The 22,593-nt window shown below is 67.4% G+C and carries 22 protein-coding genes; 13 read left to right on the top strand and 9 right to left on the bottom strand.

Annotation, left to right across the window (positions count from 1 at the left end; genetic code table 11):
• Positions 1-120 precede the first annotated feature (120 nt).
• The 3 genes from rpoS to LRG07_RS01390 all read left to right on the top strand — a co-directional run bounded on the left by rpoS (position 121) and on the right by LRG07_RS01390 (position 2,491).
• Positions 121-1,134, top strand: a complete 1,014-nt coding sequence (gene rpoS / locus LRG07_RS01400) for an RNA polymerase sigma factor RpoS (RefSeq protein WP_201242613.1) — start codon at positions 121-123, stop codon at positions 1,132-1,134.
• 92 nt (positions 1,135-1,226) lie between these two features.
• Positions 1,227-2,093 carry a response regulator gene (locus tag LRG07_RS01395; RefSeq protein WP_201170523.1) on the top strand — a complete coding sequence of 289 codons (867 nt, stop codon included), beginning with the start codon at positions 1,227-1,229 and terminating at the stop codon, positions 2,091-2,093.
• A gap of 38 nt (positions 2,094-2,131) precedes the next feature.
• The gene (locus LRG07_RS01390; protein ID WP_201170521.1) at positions 2,132-2,491 is read left to right on the top strand and encodes a metalloregulator ArsR/SmtB family transcription factor; all 360 of its coding nucleotides are present in this window, start codon (positions 2,132-2,134) and stop codon (positions 2,489-2,491) included.
• Between the two features lie 72 nt (positions 2,492-2,563).
• Here the strand turns inward: LRG07_RS01390 and LRG07_RS01385 are convergent, their stop codons facing one another.
• Genes LRG07_RS01385 through LRG07_RS01375 form a run of 3 tightly spaced genes read right to left on the bottom strand, consistent with a single transcriptional unit; the run spans position 2,564 to position 7,378 of the window.
• Positions 2,564-3,919 (bottom strand): hypothetical protein, encoded by a 1,356-nt coding sequence (locus LRG07_RS01385; RefSeq protein ID WP_238641605.1) that lies wholly within the window; start codon positions 3,917-3,919, stop codon positions 2,564-2,566.
• 6 nt (positions 3,920-3,925) lie between these two features.
• Positions 3,926-4,777 carry an outer membrane lipoprotein-sorting protein gene (locus tag LRG07_RS01380; protein ID WP_238641604.1) on the bottom strand — a complete coding sequence of 284 codons (852 nt, stop codon included), beginning with the start codon at positions 4,775-4,777 and terminating at the stop codon, positions 3,926-3,928.
• Between the two features lie 3 nt (positions 4,778-4,780).
• Positions 4,781-7,378 carry an RND family transporter gene (locus LRG07_RS01375; RefSeq protein WP_238641603.1) on the bottom strand — a complete coding sequence of 866 codons (2,598 nt, stop codon included), beginning with the start codon at positions 7,376-7,378 and terminating at the stop codon, positions 4,781-4,783.
• 126 nt (positions 7,379-7,504) lie between these two features.
• On the opposite strand from LRG07_RS01375, the gene LRG07_RS01370 reads away from it, so the two are divergent.
• The 8 genes from LRG07_RS01370 (at position 7,505) to LRG07_RS01335 (ending at position 15,710) form a co-directional block, all read left to right on the top strand.
• The gene (locus LRG07_RS01370; protein WP_238636495.1) at positions 7,505-7,840 is read left to right on the top strand and encodes a metalloregulator ArsR/SmtB family transcription factor; all 336 of its coding nucleotides are present in this window, start codon (positions 7,505-7,507) and stop codon (positions 7,838-7,840) included.
• 79 nt (positions 7,841-7,919) lie between these two features.
• Positions 7,920-9,230, top strand: a complete 1,311-nt coding sequence (locus tag LRG07_RS01365) for an ATP-binding protein (RefSeq protein ID WP_201170510.1) — start codon at positions 7,920-7,922, stop codon at positions 9,228-9,230.
• Positions 9,231-9,272: 42 nt separating this feature from the next.
• A complete protein-coding gene (locus LRG07_RS01360; RefSeq protein WP_201170508.1) occupies positions 9,273-9,809 on the top strand; it encodes a response regulator transcription factor in 537 nt (178 codons plus the stop codon).
• 93 nt (positions 9,810-9,902) lie between these two features.
• Complete coding sequence (locus LRG07_RS01355; RefSeq protein WP_201170507.1) at positions 9,903-10,340, top strand: DsrE family protein; 438 nt, start codon at positions 9,903-9,905, stop codon at positions 10,338-10,340.
• Between the two features lie 109 nt (positions 10,341-10,449).
• The gene (locus tag LRG07_RS01350; protein WP_338018472.1) at positions 10,450-11,109 is read left to right on the top strand and encodes an ABC transporter ATP-binding protein; all 660 of its coding nucleotides are present in this window, start codon (positions 10,450-10,452) and stop codon (positions 11,107-11,109) included.
• The gene (locus tag LRG07_RS01345; RefSeq protein ID WP_238641602.1) at positions 11,106-13,637 is read left to right on the top strand and encodes an ABC transporter permease; all 2,532 of its coding nucleotides are present in this window, start codon (positions 11,106-11,108) and stop codon (positions 13,635-13,637) included. Before LRG07_RS01350 ends, LRG07_RS01345 begins: the two co-directional genes overlap by 4 nt.
• Complete coding sequence (locus tag LRG07_RS01340; RefSeq protein ID WP_238636492.1) at positions 13,630-14,796, top strand: lipocalin-like domain-containing protein; 1,167 nt, start codon at positions 13,630-13,632, stop codon at positions 14,794-14,796. Before LRG07_RS01345 ends, LRG07_RS01340 begins: the two co-directional genes overlap by 8 nt.
• Positions 14,797-14,807: 11 nt before the next feature.
• Complete coding sequence (locus LRG07_RS01335) at positions 14,808-15,710, top strand: universal stress protein (RefSeq protein ID WP_201170501.1); 903 nt, start codon at positions 14,808-14,810, stop codon at positions 15,708-15,710.
• A gap of 15 nt (positions 15,711-15,725) precedes the next feature.
• Here LRG07_RS01335 and LRG07_RS01330 read toward each other — a convergent pair whose 3' ends face one another.
• Together LRG07_RS01330 and LRG07_RS01325 are read right to left on the bottom strand one after the other, a co-directional pair.
• On the bottom strand, positions 15,726-16,142 hold the full coding sequence (locus tag LRG07_RS01330) for a thioesterase family protein (protein WP_238634616.1): 417 nt from the start codon (positions 16,140-16,142) through the stop codon (positions 15,726-15,728).
• 51 nt (positions 16,143-16,193) lie between these two features.
• On the bottom strand, positions 16,194-17,063 hold the full coding sequence (locus tag LRG07_RS01325) for an OmpA family protein (RefSeq protein ID WP_201170500.1): 870 nt from the start codon (positions 17,061-17,063) through the stop codon (positions 16,194-16,196).
• Positions 17,064-17,504: 441 nt separating this feature from the next.
• Between LRG07_RS01325 and pufB (LRG07_RS01320) the strand changes: the two genes are divergently transcribed.
• A complete protein-coding gene (gene pufB / locus LRG07_RS01320; RefSeq protein ID WP_011814200.1) occupies positions 17,505-17,732 on the top strand; it encodes a light-harvesting antenna LH1, beta subunit in 228 nt (75 codons plus the stop codon).
• Between the two features lie 12 nt (positions 17,733-17,744).
• The gene (gene pufA, locus LRG07_RS01315) at positions 17,745-17,939 is read left to right on the top strand and encodes a light-harvesting antenna LH1, alpha subunit (RefSeq protein WP_011814199.1); all 195 of its coding nucleotides are present in this window, start codon (positions 17,745-17,747) and stop codon (positions 17,937-17,939) included.
• A 275-nt stretch (positions 17,940-18,214) separates the two neighbouring features.
• Here pufA and def read toward each other — a convergent pair whose 3' ends face one another.
• The 4 genes from def to acnA all read right to left on the bottom strand — a co-directional run bounded on the left by def (position 18,215) and on the right by acnA (position 22,546).
• A complete protein-coding gene (gene def / locus LRG07_RS01310; RefSeq protein WP_201170499.1) occupies positions 18,215-18,703 on the bottom strand; it encodes a peptide deformylase in 489 nt (162 codons plus the stop codon).
• Between the two features lie 89 nt (positions 18,704-18,792).
• Positions 18,793-19,008 carry a light-harvesting protein gene (locus LRG07_RS01305; protein ID WP_201170497.1) on the bottom strand — a complete coding sequence of 72 codons (216 nt, stop codon included), beginning with the start codon at positions 19,006-19,008 and terminating at the stop codon, positions 18,793-18,795.
• A gap of 14 nt (positions 19,009-19,022) precedes the next feature.
• On the bottom strand, positions 19,023-19,202 hold the full coding sequence (pufB, locus tag LRG07_RS01300) for a light-harvesting antenna LH1, beta subunit (protein WP_011814196.1): 180 nt from the start codon (positions 19,200-19,202) through the stop codon (positions 19,023-19,025).
• Between the two features lie 599 nt (positions 19,203-19,801).
• Positions 19,802-22,546, bottom strand: a complete 2,745-nt coding sequence (acnA, locus tag LRG07_RS01295) for an aconitate hydratase AcnA (protein WP_238641601.1) — start codon at positions 22,544-22,546, stop codon at positions 19,802-19,804.
• Positions 22,547-22,593 lie beyond the last annotated feature (47 nt).

Genomic DNA, 22,593 nt, shown 5'->3' with positions numbered 1-22,593 from the left:
TCTTGGGGGCGGTGCGCTAGCACCGGGAGTTGACAAGGAGCCGATCCCCCATCGGCTGCCCAAGGAGCCGGGCTTGGAAGCCCGGCGAGCGGTTCTGCAGAGACCACTGGGAGGTCCGCGATGACCCTCGATACCGCGGTTGGCAGCGTATACCCGTACGCTGATTCGGAGACGGAGCAGGATACCCCGATGACGGATGACCCCATGGAGCTGATGCAGCCTGGGGGCATGGATGGGGCCAGCGAGCCCGAGCCGGAACGCCGGCCTCGCAGCAGGAATCGATCCAGTGCCGAGTGCCGGACGGCGCTGGACGCCACGCAGCTTTACCTCAACGAGATCGGGCACGCCTCTTTGCTTACCGCCGAGGAAGAGGTCACGTTGGCGCGTCGAGTCCAGCAGGGCGACGCGGCGGCCCGGGCTCGCATGATCGAGAGCAATCTCCGTCTGGTGGTCAAGATCGCCCGGCGCTATATGAACCGCGGGCTCGCCTTCCTCGACCTCATTGAAGAGGGCAACCTGGGGCTGATCCGTGCCGTGGAGAAGTTCGATCCCGAGCGCGGGTTCCGGTTTTCCACCTACGCCACCTGGTGGATCCGGCAGACCATCGAGCGCGGCATCATGAATCAGACCCGCACCATCCGGTTGCCGATCCACGTCATCAAGGAGATCAACCAGTACCTGCGCACCCAGCGGCGGCTGACGCAGACACTGGATCACGAGCCTACGGTCGACGAGATCGCCGAGGCCATGGGCCGCTCAGCGGAGGACGTCCGGCGGATGCGCGGCCTCAACGAGGGGACCACCTCGGTGGATGTCCCCATCGGCAAGGACTCCGACCGGGTGCTGCTCGATGCCATCCCCGACGAGACGCAGAGCGTGCCGGACAGCGCGCTGGAAGATGGCGAGGTTATGCAGCACCTGGAGGACTGGCTCTCGGTCCTCACCGACAAGCAGCGCGCCGTGCTGGAGCGGCGTTTCGGGCTCAACGGACACGAACGCTACACCCTTGAGCAGGTGGGCGCGCAGGTCGGGGTGACGCGCGAGCGGGTCCGTCAGATCCAGATCGATGCCCTGCGGCGCCTGCGTGAACTCATGGAGCGGGATGGCTACTCCCAGGAGGCGGTCTTCGGCTAGCGCGTCAGGCAATCGAGCTGGGACGCGAGGCGTTCTCCTACGGAAAAGGGTCAGGGATTTGATAAGCTGACCTGGCACCCGTAGGAGGCGCCATGGCGAAGAAACTCCACATCCTGGTCGTGGACGACGCGACCTTTACCCGGGATCTGGTGAAAAAGGGGGTCAAGCTCGGCTACCCTGGGTTCGTCGTACACGAGGCCGCCAATGGACGGCAGGCGCAGGCGAAGCTGACCACGGGCGGCTTTGATCTGGTGCTGTGTGACTGGGAGATGCCCGAGGTGAGTGGCCTCGAGGTTCTCGAATGGATGCGCGCCGACGAGAACCTGGCCGAGGTGCCCTTCGTGATGATCACCAGCCGCGGGGACCGGGAGCACGTGGTCCAGGCGGTGGAGCGTGGCGCCACCAACTACATCGTCAAGCCGTTTACCAACGAAAAGCTCTACGAAGTCGTCACCCGTGCACTGACCAAGTCGCTGGGTGTCTCCGCCAAGGCGTTGAAAAAGCTCGGCGGGGGCGAGACCCAGGTGCAGGGCGGCGACTCGGCGGCGGTGCTCGCCGGGGGGCTTTCCGGGGATCTGAATATCGCTGAACGGCTGGAGACCGGTGCCGGCGGTAGCGGCGCCCGCAAGGAACGTGCGGTGCCCCGCGACAAGGTCATCGCCCAAGTGCGCCATTCAGGCGGGACGATCGGCTGCCTGGTCAAGGAGATCGATTTCAACCAGGTCGTGGTGGTCTTCAAGCGCCCCGAGCGCATGCCGACCCTGCTCGAGCAGGCCACCTTCGATTTCACCACCGAGGAGGACGGGCGGACATCCCGGATGAACGCCTACATCCACGCCCTGCAGGCGGGCGAGAAGCGTCAGGACACCGACATCCTGCGCATGACCCTGCGCTTTGTGGATGACGATCCCGAAAAGCAGGATCACCTCGGATACTATTTCAATGTCATTGACGGCTGAGAGCCGCGTTGTATTCGCGAAGCAGTCCGGAGCCGACCATGTCGACGGAAACCGTGCAGCCAGAGATCCAGAGCAGCGCCCCCGATGAGGGCGTGATCCCGGACCCGACGGAGATGGACTCGCGGGCCGCCGAGGCCGCGACCTTCCTCAAGGCCCTGGCCAACGAGCGGAGGTTGATGATCCTCTGCCATCTGGTCGCCGGCGAGCGCTCCGTCGGGGAGCTGGAACAGCTCCTGAAGATGCGCCAGCCGGCGCTATCCCAGCAGCTGGCGCGCCTGCGCGAGGAGGGGATCGTGGCCACCCGGCGCGAGTCGCGAACCATCTACTACCGCCTGGCCAGCCCCGAGACCGAGGCGTTGCTCGAGCGCCTCTACGAACTCTTCTGCCAGCAGTCGTAGAGCACCCCGCAGCCGCCGGCATGGGCCGCCGCGGTTGCGGGGCGGGCCACGCCGGCGAGTGCACGGGAGGGTTCAGAAGCGATAGCGCACCCGGGCGTAGAGGTTGGAATCCCGCTCGAACTGGCCGTAGAAGGTGTGCTCGTTATCGCCACCGAATAGATTCCCGCCCACGGAGTAGGTGAGCGCGTCGGAGGCGCGGTAGCGCACGGACGGACGCAGGTAGTAATCCGCGTCGTCCGGTGAATAGAAGGCGAACAGCGACCAGGTCAGGTTGTCCCGCCACATGCTGTAGGTCAGCCGGGTGGTGACCACCTGGCGGTACTCTTCGGGCAGACGATCAATGTCTCGGTTTTGGTCCTTCCAGGCCGATTCGAGGTCGTCGTGGTCCTGCAGCCACTCCAGGTAGTACTGCAGGCCTACGTCCAGATTGGTGACCGCCTCCCACGTGTAGCCGAGCAGCAGGCGCGCCTCCGAGTTGGGCACGTCGCCGCTGCGGTCCCCGTCGCGGTTGTCCACCGAGTCGTAGTAACCGACCTCGGCGTTGGCGATGCCCGGCCCGATCCGGTCGCGGATGCTGGCGCCGTAGGCGTTGAGCCGGGCGTGGGTGACGCGGCCATTATCCAGTTGCTGCTCCGGCTGCGGGAAGAAGCCGCGGTAAAAGTACCCGGCCAGCTCGGCGCTGCCGATACGGTGGGTCAGCCGTGCCGCCAGCTCGCCGTCGTCGGGGAAGGTCTCCGGGTCGTCGGTGCGCGGTGCGTCTACCGTTCTGCGCATGTTGTTGGGGTCAAAGCTGAAGAAGCTCAGTCGCTCGCCGTCGGGGTAGTCGTCGGGCTCGAAGACCGGGGTCCAGACCAGGTCGAGGGTCACATTGTCGCCGTACCAGGTGCCGCGTACCGCGTCGGACGGACCCTGCAGATAGTCTTCGTCGCGGCCGGTGAGAAACGAGTTGAAATCCTTGGGGAAGAGGTCGTTGATGAAGAGCAGGTCGCCGGTGCCCCAGGCCAGCACCTGGCGGCCGACGCGCATGTCCAGTCGCTGCCCAAGCGGGAAGGCCACCCGGGCCTCGCGCAGTTCCCCGCGTACCTCCTCGGTGACCTGATCGGCAACGGCGTCGCCGCGGACGCGGAGATCGAAGCGGCGCCAGTCGCCCCGTGCCTCCAGGCGCAGGCGGGCCTCGGCCAGGTTGTAGTCCTTGTCGAGGAGGCGGTTGTCCCGGAGGTGGTGGCCGCCGGCGAGCTCCACGAAACCGTCCACTTCAAAGGGCAGCCACTGCTCCTCCTCCTCCCAGGGGTCATCGGCCCACGGGTCGTCGTCCCAGTCGGCGAGGGCCGGTGTGCCGGTCCCGGCCGCCAGGGCCAGGCCGGCCAGCCAGCCGGGCAGGGCGTGGCGTCGGCGGAGACGGACGCTTCTCGCGTGTGCCGGGCTCATCCTCGCTCACCTCCTCAGCCAGTCGCGGGGCGGGTTGCGCAGGCTGCGCTGGGTGAAGACGCTCTCCGGCAGGCCCAGGTCGTACTCCTGGCCGCGGAACTGGACCTCGGTGTGGCCCCCCATGCGCTCGTCCTCGACGCGCATGCGCATCGGTGTCGGGTAGCCGTCGATCTCTTCCACATCAGAGCTCTCGATGCGCCGGTAAACGGTGCCATCGTCGTCCTCGTACTCCGTGGTCAGTGGCAGGTAGGTCTCGCGGTCGATCCACGTGGTGTAGGCCGCGAACTCCACATTCCCGCCATCCCGCGGGGTAGAGCGCACCTTGTAATGGTCGTCGGTGACCTCCACCAGCTCGTGGTCGTCGTCCTCCAGGTGGCGTCCGGAGACGTCCTCGTAGAAGACGTGGGAGCCGACGAAGCTGGTCCGCTTGTCGCCCGGAGCGATGCGCCGCTCTAGGTCCTGATCCGGGAGGTAGAGCCAGCGGTCGTCATCACCGCCGGGGTGTTTCTCCACCAGGAAGACGACGCCGCGGAACTCCGACGGCCGACTGAAGACCACCAGGTACTGCTGATCGCCGCCGTCCTCGACATCCCGGCGCAGGATGGTGAACTGCCGGGTCTGGGTGCGGTCGCGTTCGTCGACGATGCGCATGCGCGCCTCGGACCGGCCGTCCTCGCCGGCGTAGTAGGCGGCGAGGTTGGCCCGCTCGACGATGTCCCCCACCTCCGGCGTCTCCGCGGCCAGGGCGCCGAGGCCGGGGAAGGCGAGCAGCAGGGTCGTGAGCAGCGCGTTCCGCCCGCGCCGGCGCGGGTTGCCTGCCGGGACGGAGTCCTTGGGGCTGTGCAGGGTTCGGTCCATGGCTTACACCTCCTGTTGCGGTTGCGCCGGTTGCCGGGCGTGGGGGAAGAAGAGGCCGGGGGCGAAGCTGATGATCGCCGGCAGCGCCAGCAGGGTCACCAGCGCCGAGGCGGCCATGATGCTGGCCAGGAAGGTGCCGACGGTGATGTACGGCACCAGCGGGGCGGCGAGTAGGGGCAGGAAGCCCACGGCGATGACGATGGCGTTGCGGGTGATGGCGCAGGCTGGCTCGCGGAAGACCTGGGTCAGGGCGCTGCGCCACTCGCCGGTCTGCTCCAGGGCCATGCGCAGGCGCTGGATGAAGTGGATGGCGAAGTCCACCGACAACCCGATAGACAGCGACGAGAGCACCGCCACGGGCATGTCGTAGTCCTTGCCCACCAGCCCCATGACCCCGTAGATGAAGGCGATGGTGACCGTCAGCGGGAGCATCGCCAGCAGGCCCAGTGTCAGGGAGCGGAATAGGGCGATCATCATCACCAGCACCACCGCGAAGGCGGAGAGCAGGGCGAAGAGCATCCCCTCGACCATCTCGCCCTGCCAGACCAGATTGATGTAGGTGGCGCCGGCCCAGTCTAGCTCGACGCCTTCCGGCGGCGGCTGGTCGGCGACGAAACGGTCCACGGCCTCGAGCACCCGGGCCATGTCCTGGTTGTCGCCGCTGGGCAGTTGGAGCCAGACGTTGGCCTCGGTGTAGTCCGGGGTCACGAAGCGCCATAGGTCGTGGGGGCGGTGGGAGCCCTGGAAGCTCAGGATCGCCTGGGAGACGCCGCCGGAGGTCCCGGGCAGGCGGTAGTCCTCCGGCTCGCCGCTGATCAGCTCCCGGTTGACGGTACGGACCAGATCGGCCAGCGAGTTCGCCTTGCCGACCACGCCGGCCCCCACGAGGTGCTCCTGCAGATCGACGATCCAGCCCAGGTGCTCCGGGTTCTGGAAGGCACGGGTCTCGGTCCGGGCCGCCTCGACGGCGTCGAGCAGGTCCTCCCAGTGCTCGGCCTCGTCGCGATCCACCTCGAAGAGCAGGTCATCGATCTCGGTGGCCAGTGCCTCCATGCGGTCGCCGATCGGGCCCTCGTCGGTCGTCTCGGCCTGCAGCCGCTCCCAGCGCTCCGCCAGGTCGTATCCCTCGGCTTCGGCCGCCTCGAGGATCGCCTGCGCCTCGGCATCGAGCCGCTCGGCGACCTCCTCGAGGCCGGTCTGGCGCAGCCGGATGTACGCCTCGTAGGTCCCGGCGAATCGGTCATTGAGGACCTCGTCGGCGACACGGATATCGTGGTTGGCCTTGAACCAGCGGGTTGGATTGTCGTTGATCTGGATCTGGGTGATGCCGAAGACCGCGATGGCCACCAGGCCCACCAGTGCGCCGACGATCCAAGCCCGGCCGCGCACGGCCAGGCGGCCGGTGGCGTCGAGCACCGCGCACATGCGGGATCCTTCCGTGTCGTTTTGCTGGCGCCGGACCCGCTCGGCCATGCGGTCCAAGTTCTTGCGCGAGAGGCTACCGACATAGGCCGGGATGAAGGTGAGAGTCAGCACCAGGGCCAGCAGCACACCGAAGCTGATGAAGCCGCCGAAGACCTGCACCGGCGGGATCGGCGTGAACATCAGCGAGGCGAAGCCGACGCCGGTGGTCAGGGCGGTGAACAGCACCGGCTTGTAGAGCCGCTCCATGACGCCGGCCATCACCGCACGGGGGTCATCGCCGGGTCGGTAGCGGTCGGCGAAGTTCGACAGCACGTGGATGGAGGCGACCACGGCGATGGGCATGAGGAAGATGGGGATCATCGAGCTCATGATGTGCACCGTGAACCCGGTGCCGATGAGCAGCCCCATGGTGGCGATGACCGTGGTCAGGGCCAGGAGCATGGGGGCGATGACCAGCGGGATGTTGCGGAAGAAGAAGAGCATCACCAGGAAGATGATCAGCCCGGCCAGCGGTGCCGAGACGGCCATCTGCTGGAACATCTCCACGCCGAAGGTGTCCTGGGCGACGGGCTGGCCGGTAATGTGGAGTTCGTCCTCGACGCCGATCGCCTCGGCCGCGGCGCGGATCTCGCCGGCGATGCGGTGGCTGTGATCCTTGCTCTCGATGGGCACGAATATGCCCGCCGCGGTGCCGTCCTCGGAGGCGAGCGTGCCCTGGTACATGGGCAGCCGCTCCACGGCGGCGCGGATGCGGTCGGCCTCCTCCTGGCTCTCCGGTGGCGCCGGGATCAGCCAGTCGTAGTCGATGGTCCCCGGTGCCGCCTGCTCGACATTGTCCACGGCGGCCATGGAGAGCAGATCACGCCGGACGACGCCGTCGATCTGCTCGATAGCCCGGGTGAGCTGGTAGTGGGCGGCGAGGGAGTCCGGGTTGAAGACACCCTCGGGGTGGTCGTCGTTGACCTGGCCGACGACGATCATGTCGTGAAGGTTGAACTGCTCCTGGACCTGGTCGTGGAGCACGCGGTCGGCCTGATCTGCCGGGAGCATGTTCTCGGGGTCGGTATCGATCTGGATGCGCGGGATCAGGGCGCCCAGGGTGACCACCAGCAGAGCCATCGCCGCGAAGATCCATCGCCGGTGGTCGACGCACCAGCGTGCCAGCCTCTCGCCCATCGGGAACTCCCTTTTCGATCTGCTCGCATTCAAGCGCCGTAATATGAGAGTATACGCATATTAGGTTTCACGCATCAATGAGGCCCTGCGTCGGGCCGGCGCACTGCGAAAAGCGAGGTCATGGGCATGGCACATTCGGAACCGGACGCGGAGACCCTGGCGTTCATTGCGGCTCAGTTCCGGGCTCTGGGCGAGCCGCTGCGCTTGCAGCTGCTCCACGCCCTGCGCGACGGCGAGAAGAGCGTCGGCGAGCTGGTGGCGCTGACCGGCTCGTCGCAGCCGAACATCTCCCGGCATCTGGCCGTGCTGCGCCAGCACGGGCTGGTTCGACGGCGCAGCTGCGGTACGTTGGCCTACTTCGCGATTGCCGCCCCGCACGTGTTCGATCTGTGTGATGCCGTCTGCGGCGTCGATGGCCGCATGCGCTCGGCGACCCCGCAGGGGCCGTCCGGCGCGACCTGACCGCAGCGGGCCTGTCCGGTGGACCGCGCTTACCTGTTAGACTGAGCCGCCATCGACGGGTCGACAGAAGGCGAACAACATGGCCGCAGGAAAGGAGGGCGTGCCGCGTTTCGAGCCCGCCCAGGCGGTACGCATCCTGGCGTGGATGCGCATCACCGCCACCACAGGGCAGATGATCACCGTCCTCTTCGTCCACTTCGGACTGGGCCTGACCCTGCCGCTGGTGCCCCTGCTGCTGACCATCACCGTTCTGGCGTCGTGGAACGTCTTCGCTTTCTGGCGTCTGCGCAACACCCCCGAGCAGATCTCCCAGTCGGAGGTCGTGTTCAACGTCCTCATCGATGTCGTGGCACTGACGGTGCTGCTCGGGCTCACCGGGGGGCCCTCGAACCCGTTCGTCTCCCTCTACCTCGTCCCGGTTGCGCTGTCCGCCGTCGCCATGCCGGCCAATCTGGCGCTGGTGGTGGCGATCCTCTGCGTCGTGCTCTACGGCCTGCTGCTGGCGGTCTATCTGCCCATGGACGGGCCCCACCCGATCATCGGCGGGGATTTCAACCTGCACATGATCGGCATGTGGGTGAACTTCGTGATCTCTGCATGGATGATCACGGTGTTCGTCCGTTTCATGTCTTCGGTGCTGCGCCGCCAGGACTGGCGCCTCTCCAGGGCCCGGGAGCATACCCTGCGCAACGAGCAGATCGTGGCCCTTGGCACGGTGGCCGCCGGGGCCGCCCATCAGCTGGGCACGCCGTTGTCGACGATGTCCATGGTCGTCGACGAGTTGCGCCAGGAACGCCGGGACGATACCGAGCTGCAGCAGGATCTCGAGCTGCTGCATTCGCAGCTTGCGGTGTGCAAGGAAACGCTGGAAGATCTGAAGGACGCGGGCGCAGCCGGAAGCGATCAGGGCGGGCGCACGGTCTCTCTGCAGCGGCATGTGGCGCGTATCGTGGATACTTGGCGCCTGATGCACCCGAAGATCGAGCCGAGCGTGACGTACCAGGAGCCTTTCGTGGACGTCGAGATCAGCCAGGATCCGACCCTCATGCATGCGCTGCTCAACCTGCTGAACAACGCCGCCGAGGCGTCTTTGGAGAATCACCGCAGCGGGGTCGAGGTCTCGATCAGCAGCGACGGCGAAAGACTGACCCTGGTCATCGACGACGAGGGCACCGGCCTCGATTCCGAGCGCGTGCGCCATGCCGGCCGGGTGGTCCAGACAACGAAGCCGTCGGGCATGGGCATCGGGCTGGTGCTGGCCAACGCCACGGTGGATCGTTTCGGCGGGAGCGTCACCCTGATGGATTCGCCGAAGGGCCAGGGTGCGCGAACGAGGATCGAAGTCTCCCTCGAGCTGCTGCGGGCGGACAACAACCGCGGCGTTGAATGAGGGAGGGAGCCGGTGAGGCTTGAGGAGGAGAGGAGGTAGACCATGTTGAACGGGCCATCGATTCTGATCATCGATGACGATACGACCTTCTCCCAGGTGCTGGGGCGCTCGCTCTCGCGCCGGGGCTGTCAGGTGGATTCGGCGGAAGAGCCGGAGACCGCCCTGCAAAAGGCGCGCAGTCAGCAGCCACAGTACGTGGTGCTGGATCTGAAGCTCGGCGAGCACTCCGGACTGAACCTGGTCGAGCCACTTCGGGATGCGCTGCCGCAGGCACGCATCTTGGTACTGACCGGGTATGCCAGCATCCCCACCGCCGTGGAGGCTATCAAGCGCGGGGCTTACAACTACCTGCCCAAGCCCACGGACGCGGACACCGTGCTTGCCACCCTGGAGGGCAAACCCACTGCAGAGCCGGAAAAGCCCCCGCAGAAGCCGATGTCGCTGCGGCGGCTGGAGTGGGAGCAGATCCAGCGGGTGCTCAACGAGCACGACGGCAACATCTCGGCGGCGGCCCGGGCACTCGGGATCCATCGGCGCACGCTGCAGCGCAAGCTCAGCAAGCGACCGGTCAAGCAATAGTCGCGCGCTGTTTGCACGGGCGTGAATGCTCCGATATGTTCCGGGGAGGGTCGCCGAGCGACCCGATCCGTGAACTCAAGGAGCGATGCCCAGATGCGAGCTTTTAACAAGGTTTTGGCAGCGGCCGCAATGGCCGCTGCCGGGGTAGGGCTGGCCCAGGCCGACGGTCACGGCCCGGACAAGCTGTTCGTCAGCGTGACCTCTGACGATCTGCAGACCCAAGGCATGTCCATGATCCTCGCCACCCAGGGTATGCAGCAGGGCCAGGAACCACGCATCCTGCTCTGCGGCCCCGGGGCCGAGATGGCCACGGACGACTACTCGGCCGATGCCCTGGAGCCGGCCGGTGCCAATCCGCAGCAGATGATGCGCAACCTGATCGATGAAGGCGTTCAGGTCGAGGTCTGCGCCATTTTCCTGCCCAACACCGACTACACCGAGGACGACCTGATCGAGGGCGTCGGTGTGGCGGAGGCGCCGGAGGTGGCCGAGTACATGGCTGACCCGAGTGTCCGCCACTTCTCCAACTGACGGCCAGGCTGCCGGCCCCTGTCCGACGAAGGGCCGGCATCCGCTGCGATCGCCGGCGCAGGGCGGTGCGGAACGGTCCGCGCAGGATCTGCTGATCCAGTTGCAGGGCGTGTGCAAGGGCTACCCGGAGGGCGGAGCCGTTCGCGTGGTCCTCGAGGATCTGGATCTGGCCATCCGTCGCGGCGAATCCGTGGCCGTGATCGGCCCGAGCGGCTCGGGCAAATCCACGCTGCTCAACCTGATCGGGGCCATGGAGGCACCGGATCGCGGGGCGCTGAGGTTCGACGGCATGGATCTGGCGAGGCTGGACGAAACCGCCCGAACGCTCTTCCGGCGCCGTCATCTCGGTTTCATCTTTCAACAGCTCAATCTCGTCCCGACGCTGACCGTGCTCGAGAATCTGCTCCTTCCGCTGGAGCTCAATGGGGCCCTGGATCGGGACGGAAGGCGCCACGCCCGGGCGCTGCTGGAGCGCGTCGGACTGCAGGGACGGGAGGGCACCTTCCCGGAACACCTCTCCGGCGGCGAGCGGCAGCGGGTTGCCGTCGCCCGGGCCCTGGTGCACGGCCCCGGGCTTCTCCTCGCCGACGAGCCCACGGGCAGCCTCGACAGGGAGACGGCCCGAACCGTACTTGGGTTGTTCAATGAGCTCCGCCGTGAGCGTGGCATGACCGCCCTGATCGCAACCCACGCCAGCGAGGTGGCGGCCGCCGCCGATCGGGTGGTTGCACTGCAGGGTGGCCGGCTCGATGAGGTGTCTGCAGCGTGATCCTGGCCCGGGCTGGATGGCGCCATCACCTGCGCCACCCCTGGCAGGCGGCGCTGGCGATCCTCGGCGTGGCGCTCGGGGTGGCGGTGGTCGTTGCCGTCGAACTCGCCAACGCCTCCTCGGAGCGGGCATTCACGCGTTCGGCGGAGGCCCTCACCGGGCAGGCTACCCACCGGATCACGGCCGGCACCGCCGGGGTGGAGGAAAGCCTTTACACCCGGTTGCGGCATGCCGGTATTCGCCCCTCGACCCCGGTGGTCGAAGGACACGTCACAGGTCCGGACGGGCCGTTGCGCGTGCTCGGCATCGATCCCTGGGCCGAGTCGGGGGTCCGCGAGGCGGTAGCCGGTGCCGCTCGTGCGGTGGATGCTGCCCTCTGGCTCGATCGGGACGATCTGGTGGTGCTCTTCCGGGACGATGCGCGGCGGCTGGGGGTCACCGAGGGAGACCCCTTGGCGGTGGAGGTCGCCGGGCGCGAGCACCGGCTGGAGGTGGCTGCGGTGGTTGAGGCTCCGGATCGCCTGACCGCTGAGGGGCTGCGGGATACCGTCGTAGTGGACGTGGCCACCGCTCAGGAGCTGCTCGACCGGCTCGGGCGCCTCGACCGCATCGATCTGGTGATCCCCGAGGGAGCAGCCGGAGCGGTTCGCCTGGCTCGCGTGCAGGAATTACTGCCCGATGGCGCAGTGATCGGCGAGGCCCAGGAAGGCGCGGCTGCCCTCGACGAAATGACCGCGGCCTTTCGCCTCAACCTGACCGCCTTCAGCCTGCTGGCCCTGCTGGTGGGCGCGCTGCTCATCTACAACGCAATCTCCTTCTCCGTGGTCCAGCGCCGGGCGTTGATCGGTCGGCTGCGAGCCCTCGGAGTCGGTCGCGGGCGGCTGTTCCGCGCGGTGGTTACCGAGGGGGTCGTGCTCGGGATCGCCGGCACGCTGGCGGGTCTGCCCCTCGGCTACCTGCTGGCTGACGGATTGCTCGAACTCGTGACACGGACCATCACCGACCTCTACTTCGTCCACAACGTCCGTGAGGTTGCGCTTGCACCCACGGCGCTTTTCATGGCCGCGGCGCTGGGGGTGGTGGCGGCCGCACTGGCGGCCGCCGCGCCGGCCTGGGAAGCTGCCTCGGTTGCCCCGCGCACGGCCTTGGACCGCGCCACGCTGGAGGGGCGTGCACGTCGCTGGGTGCGCCCGCTGGCCGGGGGCGGGCTGTTGCTCGGTGCCGCCGGAGTCGGTCTCCTGTGGGGTGGCAGCGGCGGCCTGGTGGTGGGTTTCGGTGGCGTCTTTGCCCTGCTGGTCGGTGCGGCGCTCTTGGTGCCCTGGGCCGTGGGAGGGCTGGCCGGCGCGCTTGCCGGTCCGGCCGGTTGGCTGCTCGGGGCGCCGGGACGCATGGCCGCGCGGGGCGTGGCGGCCGGGCTGTCGCGCAGCGGGGTGGCGGCCGTGGCGCTGGTGGTTGCGGTGACGGCGGTCATCGGGGTGAGCGTCATGATCGACAGCTTCCGCGGCAGCCTGGCTACCTGGCTGGACAGCACGCTGTCGGCGGATGTCTATGTCAGCGCCCCGTCCCAGACCGGCGAGCCGCCGCCGGAGTTGCCGCCGCAGCTGCACGAGCGTTTGGCCGAAGTAGAAGGGGTCGAGTCGGTGGCGACCTCGCGCCAGTTGCGGGTTCCCTCCGAGTTCGGCGAGATCCAGCTCCGTGCCTTTGATCACGGTCCGGTTGGTGATGCCGGCATGGCGTACAAGGAGCGGGGGCCGGTGGCCTGGGACCGTTTCGAGCGGGGAGAGGGCGCCTACATCACCGAGCCCTTCGCTGCCCACCACAATCTCGAGGTCGGCGATCGGGTGGCCATCCGGACGGCCGCCGGCGAGCGGCACCTCCCGGTGCTCGCCGTGGTTCACGACTACACGACGAGTCAGGGTGCTGTGTTCGTGGCGCGGGGGTTCTACGACGAGCACTGGCAGGACGATGCCGTCGACGGCCTGGCCGTCCACGCCGGGGCGGGGATCGACACCGACGCCCTGATCGCTGCTCTGCGCGAGGCCACCGGTGACGAGGCCGGAGTGCTCACCTTCCGCTCCGATGCCGAGATTCGGCGCCTGTCGTTGGACGTGTTCGACCGCACCTTCGCGGTGACGCGGGTTCTGCAGTTGCTGGCCACCATCGTCGCGGCTGTCGGCGTCTTCGGTGCTCTGCTGGCGCTCGCCCTGGAGCGCAGTGGCGAGGTGGCGGTCCTGCGTGCCTTGGGACTGACGCCGGCGCAGGTCTGGACGCTGGAACTGGCCCGCACGGGATTGCTGGGTGCGTTTGCCGGCGTTCTGGCCATCGTGCCGGGCCTTGCCCTGGCACTTGCCCTGACCGATGTGATCAACCAGCGCGCGTTTGGCTGGAGCCTGCAGTTCCAGGTGGATCCGGCAGTGCTGGCACAGGCCGTGGCCCTGGCGACCGTGGCCGCCTTGCTCGCCGGGCTCTATCCCGCCTACCGTGCAGCCAGAGTACCCCCGGGGGAGGCGATGCGTGAGGATGGCTGAGCGACTCGGCAGGTTACTCCGCGGCGGCGTGGTTGTCGTCACGGTCTTGCTGCTGGCCGGGTGCACGGATCCGCCGGAGCAAAACGGCGCAGCCGGGCAGCAGGGGGTCACGGTTGCCGGGGCGCTCTCCGGCGAACAGGATGCGCAGGGCTTCGCCCGGGCCCTGGGGCCGCGGCCGCTGGTCTTTCCCCGGGATCACGGGCCGCACCCCGACTACCGTCACGAATGGTGGTATATCACGGGCAATGTGTTCGACGAGGACGGTCGTCACTTCGGATTCCAGGTCACCTTCTTCCGTTTCGCCCTGTCCCCCGAGCTGGCCCCGCGCCGTTCGGCCTGGGGGACCAATCAGTTGTGGATGGCCCACTTCGCCGTGACGGACACCGAGGGGGAGACCTTCCACCACTTCGAGCGGCTGGCGCGGGGCGCTGTCGGCCTGGCTGGGGCCCGACCCGACCCGTTCCGGGTGTGGTTGGAGGACTGGGAAGTCCGCGGTGCGCCAGGCCAGGGGCTGAACCGGTTGCGGACCCGGCTCGAGGCCGAGGGGGTCGAGCTGGAACTGGATCTGCGGGCGCGCAAGCCGATGGTGTTCCAGGGCGAGGACGGCTACAGCCGCAAGGGCGACGACCCCGGTAACGCCTCCTACTACTACACGCTCCCTCGGCTACAGGCGGCTGGGCGTCTGGCGGTGCCCGACGGCGAGCACACGGTCTCGGGGAGCGCCTGGATCGATCGGGAGTGGGGCAGCAGCACCCTGAGTGAGGAGCAGACCGGATGGGACTGGTTCTCGATTCAGCTCGACGATGACCGCGAACTGATGTTCTATCACTTGCGCCGGGAAGATGGCAGCATCGATCCGAGAAGCAAGGGCGGCTGGGTGGAGGCCGATGGTCGTCACCGCGTGGTCACTCGAGACGACGTGCACCTCGAGGTGCTCGAGCACTGGACCAGCCCTGACGGCGAGGCCACCTACCCGGCGCGCTGGCGGCTAGAATACCCGGAGGAGGAGTTGACCCTGGAGCTCGAGCCTGTGCTGGCGGATCAGGAGCTGCGCGACGGGTTTCGATACTGGGAGGGTGCGCTGCGCGGTCGTGGCGAGGCTGCCGGCCGCCCGGTGAGCGCGGTCGGCTATGCGGAACTGACTGGCTACGTCGATTAGGAGGGGGAGTCGTGCGCAAGATCCTATATGCCACCGATCTCAGCGAACGGACCGAGGCAGCGGCGCAGCGCAGTCTGGATCTGGCTCGCTTGCACGGGGCCGAACTGCGGGCGCTGCACGTCATCGAGGCCGATCTCGAGGAGGAGACCTTGCGCCTGCTGTTCCGCGAGCAGGGCGGCGGCGCGCAGCAGGCGACCCGTGAGCTGGAGCGGGCCAGTGAGGCGCGAATGAACGAGCAGCTCAGTGCCATCGCCGGCGGTGGGGCGGACCCGGCGTGGTCGGTCGGTTGCCGGTGGGGACGTGGTGCGGCTGAGATCGCTGCAGAGGCGCGGGAGTGGGGAGCCGATCTGGTCACGATTGGTGCCCACGGGAGGCGCGTGGTACGGGATCTGTTCCTCGGCGCAACCGCGGAGCGCCTGGCCCACGAGCGCGCCGGGCCTATCCTGGTGGTCAAGCGCCCGCCGCAGGGCGGTTACCAGCGGGTTCTGGTGGCCGTGGACGGGTCCGGACGCTCGCGACACGCTGTCGAAGCGGCCGCCCGCCTGGCCCCGGACGCCGCGCTGCAGCTGCTCGGCGTTCACGATACGACACCGCTGGAGCGGATCTACGGGGCGGGCGAGGGGGCTGCTACAGAGCTCCAGGCGGCCCTGCAGGACGGGCGGCAGCAGACCGCCGAGGCCCTGGGTCGCCTCGTGGACGAGTTGCCGGTGCGGGATCGCGTCGACCACTTCGAGGCCCGCGGCGGCGATCCGGCGACGGTGATCCGTCAATTCGCCGAGGAGGCGGATGTCGATCTGGTTGCCATGGGGACGCGGGGCCTCTCCCGCTGGCAGGGTGCCCTGCTCGGCAGCGTTGCCCGCCGTGTCGCCCACGAGAGCGAGCGCGATGTCCTGCTGACCAGCGGCGAGGGCTGAGCGCCGGCGCGGATCTCAGGTGCTGAGGGCCTCGCGGAAGGGCTCCGGGGTGCGGCGTGGCCGGCGTGCGGTGTAGTCGAAGAAGGCGATGGTCGTCCGGGCACGGGCGACCTCCCTGGCGTCTGCCGGGCGCTCGACGCGGTAGAAGAGTTCGGCCCTACTACGTCCGATCGTGCCGGCGCCGACGGCGATGGTCAGGGCGTCGCCGTGGAAAGCCTCGGCCCGGTACGCTACCTCCAGCTCGCTGATGACGATACCGGCTCCGCCACAGTCCCCCTCACTGAAGCCGTAGTGGGCCAGAAAACCCACCCGGGCCTCGTGGAGCAGGGAGACTAGGGCGTCGTTGCCCAGGTGGCCGCCGTAGTTGACGTCGGTGATGCGCACCGAAAGCTCGGTGGCGAAGGGCAGATGCTCGGGCAGTTCGATCGTCATGGTGGCGATCATAAGGATCTGCGGTTGCCATCGCCAGCACAAGACGGGTGGCTAGAGGGCCGTCCGCAGCTCCACGCGGCGGTTGCTCGCCAGCTCGTGGATGTCCTGTTCAGCGTTGTCCTCGTCGATAAGCCGCGCCTCGATCTCGATCCGGTCCTCGGGTAGGCCGAGGTGCACTAGCTCGTCCCGGACCGCCGCAGCGCGCGCTTCGGCAAGTTGCTCGTTGATCTCCGGACTGCCCCGCGTATCCGCATAGCCGATGGATAGCACCACGCCCCAGTGCGGGTTGTCCTCGACGGCGCGGACGAACCGCCGGATCTCGTCTAGAGCGTTGCGGGTGAGGTCGTCGCTGCCCGTGGCGAAGTAGACCTCGGTGCGCGGCCCGCGTGGCAGGCGCGGGAGGTTGCCCTCCCAGGTTGGGCCGTCACTGTCCGCCATGGGTTCGCCGGTGCGGCCAGGGATAACCTGGCCGCGGGTGGCGGTGCCGGCGTCGACGCGCTCATGACGGGCGATGCACTCGCGGTAGTGGCCGAGCGCCCGCTGGAAGGCGGCCGGGGTCAGCCCGATCTCGATCAGCTCCCCGCTGTATCCGGCCTCGTAGCGGATCTGTGGCTCGCGCCCGTCGCGCAGGGCGTCGAGTAGCCACTGCGTCGTCCGGCGGCTGAAACGCAGTGTCCGCGTGTCCGGGTGCAGACGCACCGGCTCGACATGGCGGCGCCGATCCCCGCCCCAGGCTGGCTCGCCAATATAAAGATCCCCCTCGATTTCTTCCCGGGGAGGGCGATTGGCGAAGAAACTCAGATACTGTCGACCGTCATGCCGGTAGCTGATTAAGGCCACCCCTTTTCCGGGGATTTCGTGGGCCATATGGCACCCGGAACGCCCCTCGAAGGCGTGCCATTGCGCGCCATGCGGGTCCATGCGGTGCGTCTGCTGCCCGCTGACAGCCCCGGCGCTTACGCAAATTGCCGCAGCGCAGGCGAAAACGATTGCAAGGGTCCGGGTACGATGATTCATCATGTCCAACATATCGGCATTTGCGCGGGAAACTGAAGTGGAGGGAAAAGGATTCCACAAGGGGGTACAGGGGTGCGGTTATACGCCACCACACAGCGCCCCCATTCCTGCGTTAGTGTTTAGGTCATCGTGGAGGTCGAGCGCTGGACCAGATAGGCAAGGGCTCGGCACACGAACGAACCTCGAAGACTGGGCGGGCCCAGCGTACCGACCCAGCGCTTTGAGGAAGGTCGGCACCCAGGTGCCGGCTGCACGGGAAGTCCCACGTTAGCGTGGGCGACCACCCCCTACCGCGCGGGGGTAGAGCGCGGTACCGGCTGAAACGCTGAACGGAGGACGAAACGTATGGCCGATAACATGTCGCTGACGGGCCTTAGCGATGAGGAAGCTAAGGAGTTCCACAGCATCTTCATGCAGAGCTTCCTGATCTTCACGGCGGTGGCCGTCGTGGCCCACTTCCTCGCTTGGGCCTGGCGTCCGTGGATCCCCGGTGCCGAGGGCTACGGCTCCGTCATCGAGGGTGTTCACAACGTGACCGCCGCTGTTTCCCAAATCGCGCCGCTTGCTGGTTAAGGAGATAGAACCATGTGGAGACTCTGGAAGCTTTACGATCCGCGCCGCGTCCTGATCGGCATCTTCTCCTGGCTGGCCGTGCTGGCCCTGGTGATCCACTTCATCCTGCTCAGCACTGATCGGTTCAACTGGGTCGGCGGTGCTGCGGTCAGCTCGGTGAGCGAGTCCGCTGAAGAGGTGTCCGCTCTGCCCCCGCGGCAGGTCTGACACCCGCTCCCGGGTCAGGTAGGAGGCTCTCCCGCTCTCTCGGAGTGGGGGAGGTTCCTCCCGGGAGAGCCTGCCAGACGCGGCAGGTTGTGAAGAAAAACGGGGCTTATGCCCCGTTTTTCTTTGTCTGTCCGCATTAGTCTCCTGTCTCCTCCGGGGGGTAGGCCGGTCCATACCGGCCTCCACCAGCCAAGCGGGGTGCCCGGGCGCCCTTACGTCCGGGCACCCATTCCCTACCGAATCATAGCGCCTGTATGGCGTCTGCGTGGTGCCTGCTAGCGGCGAAGGAGGCGGCCGGCGCGCATCCGCAGCCGTTGCCAGAAAGAGAGTCGGTCGATGAATAGGGTGCCGTCCAGGTGGTCGACCTCGTGGTGCAGGCAGACGGCCTCGAGGTTCTCCAGCTTGCAGTGGAACCGCTCACCGCTGGTGTCCTGAGCGCGGACACTGACCCGGGTGGGGCGCACCACCAGGCCTTGCTGACCGGGGACCGAGAGGCAACGCTCCTCGATGTAACCGGGCAGGCTGCTGCCGGTGATCTCCGGGTTGATGAATACGCGCGGCGTCTGTGTCGGATCGGTGCAACAGACGACAATGCGCCGGCGGATATCCACCTGCGGGGCTGCCAGTCCGATGGCGGAGGCGGCGCGCATGGTCTCGATCATGTCATCGACCAGCTCACGGAGTTCCTGGTCGAAGGTCTCCACTGGCGCGGATGGTTCTCGCAGGCGGGGGTCGGGGTGTTCAAGGATGTCTAGCGTGGTCATGGAGGGGTCCTGACGAGAAAAAGGGGCGAGATCCGCAGACCCCGCCCCAGTGTCGAGCCGTCAATGGGCTGCTATCCGCGCAGGCGGATTTACACCATCGACTCGCGCGTTGCCAGCGCGTCGCTCTCGGCAATCTCCGAGGCCGGGATCTCGGCCGCGGCGTTGCCCTCGAAGAAGGCGGGGTACCAGCTGGTGTTCGTCAGGATAGCACCGTGCACCAGCAGGCTGATCAGCAGCACAACACCCAGGAACAGCGGAAGGCCGACGCTGGGCTTGACTACGAGCCAAATACGAGCCTGGTTCATGTGTTAATCCTCCCTTAACCGAGCCACGGCGAGTAGGCGAAAGCCAGCACGTGCGCAACCACGGCGATGCCGAAGAAGATGCGCGCGCCGTCCAGCACGTAGCTGTGCAGCTCTTCCGCCTCCGGCAGGGTCAGCCCGGACGGCCAGACCCTGTTCGGGTCGTCGAAGTCCACGAAATCGTCGCGATCTCTCATAGTAGCTACTCCTTTTATGAAAGGCGTTAGCCTCCGAACCACCCGCCCAATCAACCGGACCGGAGATGGAGCGGGCACCATCCAAATGTCGCAGGGTTAGATAAACAAGAAGGGCGGGTGGCGGTCAACGCTCGGGGGCGCGGTGCCGCACGGGGTGCGCTGCCTTGCCGCGCCACCCTGCGCGGCTACTGCAGAAAAACGTATAAGTACGCGCCAACTGCCCGTTTGTGAAGGGTGTGCGGCGATTTGCCCAATCCTTATCGGTCGCCGCTGTTGGCGGCCACGGGAGCCGCTGAAGCGGTTTTATCGAAAAACCGGGGATTTGAATCGATATTCGCCCGGAAAATCCCGGCGGGCGCGGCCTGAGGAGGCTTTCGAATATCCGGTGGAAACACCGCTCGATGGGAATCATCGGAGGGTGCGACACTGAATCCGTCTCGGAAAAAGGGGGGCGATCCCGAAAGCTTCTTCCGGTGCGACGGACCGCGGTGGCGACGGCCCACAGCGGCCGTTGCACGTCGTATGAGGGGCGGTGGGGGAGAGCCCGGGGGCGGGGTGGCCTGTGGCCAACCCCCGCCCATATCAACGCCTGAGGGGTCTCAGGCCGCGCCGGCGAGCCCGCGCAGGACGTAGTGCAAGATACTGCCATGACGGTAGTACTCCCACTCCTGCGGGGTGTCGATCCGCACACGGGCCTCGAAGGTCGTCTCGCCGCCATCCTCACGCCGTGCGACCACACGTACGCTGCGGGGCTGCTCGGTGATGCCCTCGATGTCGAAGGCCTCGTCCCCTGTCAGGCCGAGGTTCTCGGCGTTCTCGCCGTCGCGGAACTGCAGGGGGAGGACGCCGAAGCCCACCAGGTTGGAGCGGTGGATGCGCTCGTAGCTCTCCGCGATCACGGCCTTGATGCCCAGCAGCTTGGTGCCCTTGGCTGCCCAGTCACGGGAGGAGCCGGTGCCGTACTCCTTGCCGGCGAGCACGACCAGTGGGGTGTCCGCCTGCTGGTAGCGCATGGAGGCGTCGTAGACGCTGGTCTGCTCGCCACTGGGCACGTGCGTGGTCCAGCCGCCCTCGGTGCCGGGCGCCATTTTGTTGCGCAGGCGCACATTGGCGAAGGTGCCGCGCATCATGACCTCGTGGTTGCCGCGCCGCGAGCCGTAGGAGTTGAAGTCCTTGGGGGATACCCCCTGCTCCTGCAGGTACTGCCCGGCAGGGCTGTCCGGGTGGATGGCCCCGGCCGGCGAGATATGGTCCGTGGTGATGGAGTCGCCGACGTAGATCAGGCAGCGGGCGCCGCGGATATCCTGCAGCGGCTCCGGAGTCTTGCTCATGCCCTGGAAGTAGGGGGGGTTCTTGACGTAGGTGGATTCGCGCCAGTCGTAGAGCTCCCCGCGGGGGGCATCGATGGCCTGCCAGGCGGCGTCGCCGTCGAACACGTTGGCGTACTGCTCACGGTACATCCCGGCGGAGATGTTGCCGCGGACCAGGTCTGCCACTTCCTGCTGGGTCGGCCAGATGTCCTGGAGGTAGACATCCCGGCCCTGACTGTCCGTGCCCAGCGGCTCGTTATAGAGATCCCGCGCCATGGTGCCGGCCAGGGCGTAGGCCACCACCAGCGGGGGCGAAGCGAGGTAGTTGGCCCGAACGTCCTGGTGGATGCGGCCTTCAAAGTTGCGGTTGCCTGAGAGCACCGAGGTCACGCAGAGATCGCCCTCGCGGATGCCGTTGGTGACGGCCTCGGGTAGTGGGCCGGAGTTGCCGATGCAGGTGGTGCACCCGAACCCGACGACCGAGAAGCCCAGATGCTCCAGGTCGTCGAGGAGCCCGGCCTGCTCCAGGTAGGCGGGCACGACCTGCGAGCCCGGTGCCAGGCTGGTCTTGACCCAGGGCTTGGGCATCAGGCCGCGCTCGCGCGCCTTCTTGGCCACCAGGCCGGCGGCGACCAGGACGGCCGGATTCGAGGTGTTGGTGCAGGAGGTGATCGCCGCGATGACGACGTCGCCGTGCTTGAGCATCTCGTTGCGGCCGCCGATCTCGATCTCCACCGCGCCCCGTTCATGGGCATCGTCGATCCCGGGCGCACTGTGGCCGCCCTCGTGCTCGTACTGCTCCTCAGCCTCGTCGGCGGGCACGGCGTGATGGGCGCGCAGGTGCTCCTGCAGCGTCTGCTTGAAGCTGGTCTTGGCCGCGTCCAGCGGGACGCGGTCTTGAGGCCGCTTGGGCCCGGCGAGGCTCGGGACCACCGTGCTCATGTCCAGCGACAGGGTGTCCGAGTACTCGGCCTCGCGGGCACCGGTCTCCCGCCACATGCCCTGCGCCTTGGCATACTGCTCGGTGAGCTCGATGAGTTCCGGGTCGCGGCCGGAGAGCTCCATGTAGGCCAGGGTCTCCTTGTCGACCGGGAAGATGCCGCAGGTGGCGCCGTACTCCGGGGCCATATTGGCGATGGTCGCGCGGTCGGCCAGGGGTAGGTGGTCGAGGCCGTCGCCGTAGAATTCGACGAACTTGCCGACGACGCCCTTTTTGCGCAGCATCTCGGTGACGGTCAGTACCAGGTCGGTAGCCGTTGCCCCCTCGGGCAGCTTACCCTCCAGACGGAAGCCCACCACCTCGGGGACGAGCATGCTGATCGGCTGGCCGAGCATGGCCGCCTCGGCCTCGATGCCGCCCACGCCCCAGCCGAGGATGCCCAGGCCGTTGATCATGGTGGTGTGCGAGTCGGTTCCGACCAGCGTGTCCGGGTAAGCCTGCGGGGTGTCGCCGTTGTCGTTGCGGAACACCACCTGCCCGAGGTACTCGAGATTGACCTGGTGAACGATGCCGGTGCCCGGTGGGACGACGCGGAAGTTGGAGAACGCCGTCTGGCCCCAGCGCAGGAACTCGTAGCGCTCCCGGTTACGCTGGTACTCGATCTCGGTGTTGAGCTGCAGGGCCTGGCGGTTGCCGAAGTGGTCGACCATCACCGAGTGGTCGATGACCAGGTCGGCCGGTGAAAGCGGGTTGATCTGGCCCGGGTCGCCGCCGAGATTCTGCATGGCGTCGCGCATGGCGGCTAGGTCCACCACCGCCGGGACGCCGGTGAAGTCCTGAAGCACCACGCGTGCCGGCGTGAAGGCGATCTGGTCCTTCGGTTCGGCCTTGGGATCCCAGTTGAGGACCGCTTCGATGTGCTCGCGGGTGACGTTGACGCCGTCTTCCGTGCGCAGCAGGTTCTCGAGCAGGATCTTCAGGGAGTAGGGCAGGCGATCGACGTCGTAATCGCGGCGCGGCCCGTCCAGGCTGTAGATCTCGTAGGCCTTGCCCCCGGCTTGCAGGGTGGTCCGCGAGTTGAAGCTGTCCGTCATGGTCCCTCCAGTGGTTGTGCGATCAGCGCTTCTTATAGTGTATCGAA

Origin of the sequence: Halorhodospira sp. 9622, from assembly GCF_022228025.1 — a bacterium.
Lineage (GTDB): Bacteria > Pseudomonadota > Gammaproteobacteria > Nitrococcales > Halorhodospiraceae > Halorhodospira > Halorhodospira halophila_A.
This window is presented reverse-complemented; position numbering and strand designations above follow the sequence as displayed.

Bases quoted from the DNA above. Each gene is read 5' to 3' on its own strand.
- rpoS (WP_201242613.1), top strand. From the start codon at position 121: ATGACCCTCGATACCGCGGTTGGCAGCGTATACCCGTACGCTGATTCG.
- LRG07_RS01395 (WP_201170523.1), top strand. From the start codon at position 1,227: ATGGCGAAGAAACTCCACATCCTGGTCGTGGACGACGCGACCTTTACC.
- LRG07_RS01390 (WP_201170521.1), top strand. From the start codon at position 2,132: ATGTCGACGGAAACCGTGCAGCCAGAGATCCAGAGCAGCGCCCCCGAT.
- LRG07_RS01385 (WP_238641605.1), bottom strand. From the start codon at position 3,919: ATGAGCCCGGCACACGCGAGAAGCGTCCGTCTCCGCCGACGCCACGCC.
- LRG07_RS01380 (WP_238641604.1), bottom strand. From the start codon at position 4,777: ATGGACCGAACCCTGCACAGCCCCAAGGACTCCGTCCCGGCAGGCAAC.
- LRG07_RS01375 (WP_238641603.1), bottom strand. From the start codon at position 7,378: ATGGGCGAGAGGCTGGCACGCTGGTGCGTCGACCACCGGCGATGGATC.
- LRG07_RS01370 (WP_238636495.1), top strand. From the start codon at position 7,505: ATGGCACATTCGGAACCGGACGCGGAGACCCTGGCGTTCATTGCGGCT.
- LRG07_RS01365 (WP_201170510.1), top strand. From the start codon at position 7,920: ATGGCCGCAGGAAAGGAGGGCGTGCCGCGTTTCGAGCCCGCCCAGGCG.
- LRG07_RS01360 (WP_201170508.1), top strand. From the start codon at position 9,273: ATGTTGAACGGGCCATCGATTCTGATCATCGATGACGATACGACCTTC.
- LRG07_RS01355 (WP_201170507.1), top strand. From the start codon at position 9,903: ATGCGAGCTTTTAACAAGGTTTTGGCAGCGGCCGCAATGGCCGCTGCC.
- LRG07_RS01340 (WP_238636492.1), top strand. From the start codon at position 13,630: ATGGCTGAGCGACTCGGCAGGTTACTCCGCGGCGGCGTGGTTGTCGTC.
- LRG07_RS01330 (WP_238634616.1), bottom strand. From the start codon at position 16,142: ATGACGATCGAACTGCCCGAGCATCTGCCCTTCGCCACCGAGCTTTCG.
- LRG07_RS01325 (WP_201170500.1), bottom strand. From the start codon at position 17,063: ATGGACCCGCATGGCGCGCAATGGCACGCCTTCGAGGGGCGTTCCGGG.
- pufB (WP_011814200.1), top strand. From the start codon at position 17,505: ATGGCCGATAACATGTCGCTGACGGGCCTTAGCGATGAGGAAGCTAAG.
- pufA (WP_011814199.1), top strand. From the start codon at position 17,745: ATGTGGAGACTCTGGAAGCTTTACGATCCGCGCCGCGTCCTGATCGGC.
- def (WP_201170499.1), bottom strand. From the start codon at position 18,703: ATGACCACGCTAGACATCCTTGAACACCCCGACCCCCGCCTGCGAGAA.
- LRG07_RS01305 (WP_201170497.1), bottom strand. From the start codon at position 19,008: ATGAACCAGGCTCGTATTTGGCTCGTAGTCAAGCCCAGCGTCGGCCTT.
- pufB (WP_011814196.1), bottom strand. From the start codon at position 19,202: ATGAGAGATCGCGACGATTTCGTGGACTTCGACGACCCGAACAGGGTC.
- acnA (WP_238641601.1), bottom strand. From the start codon at position 22,546: ATGACGGACAGCTTCAACTCGCGGACCACCCTGCAAGCCGGGGGCAAG.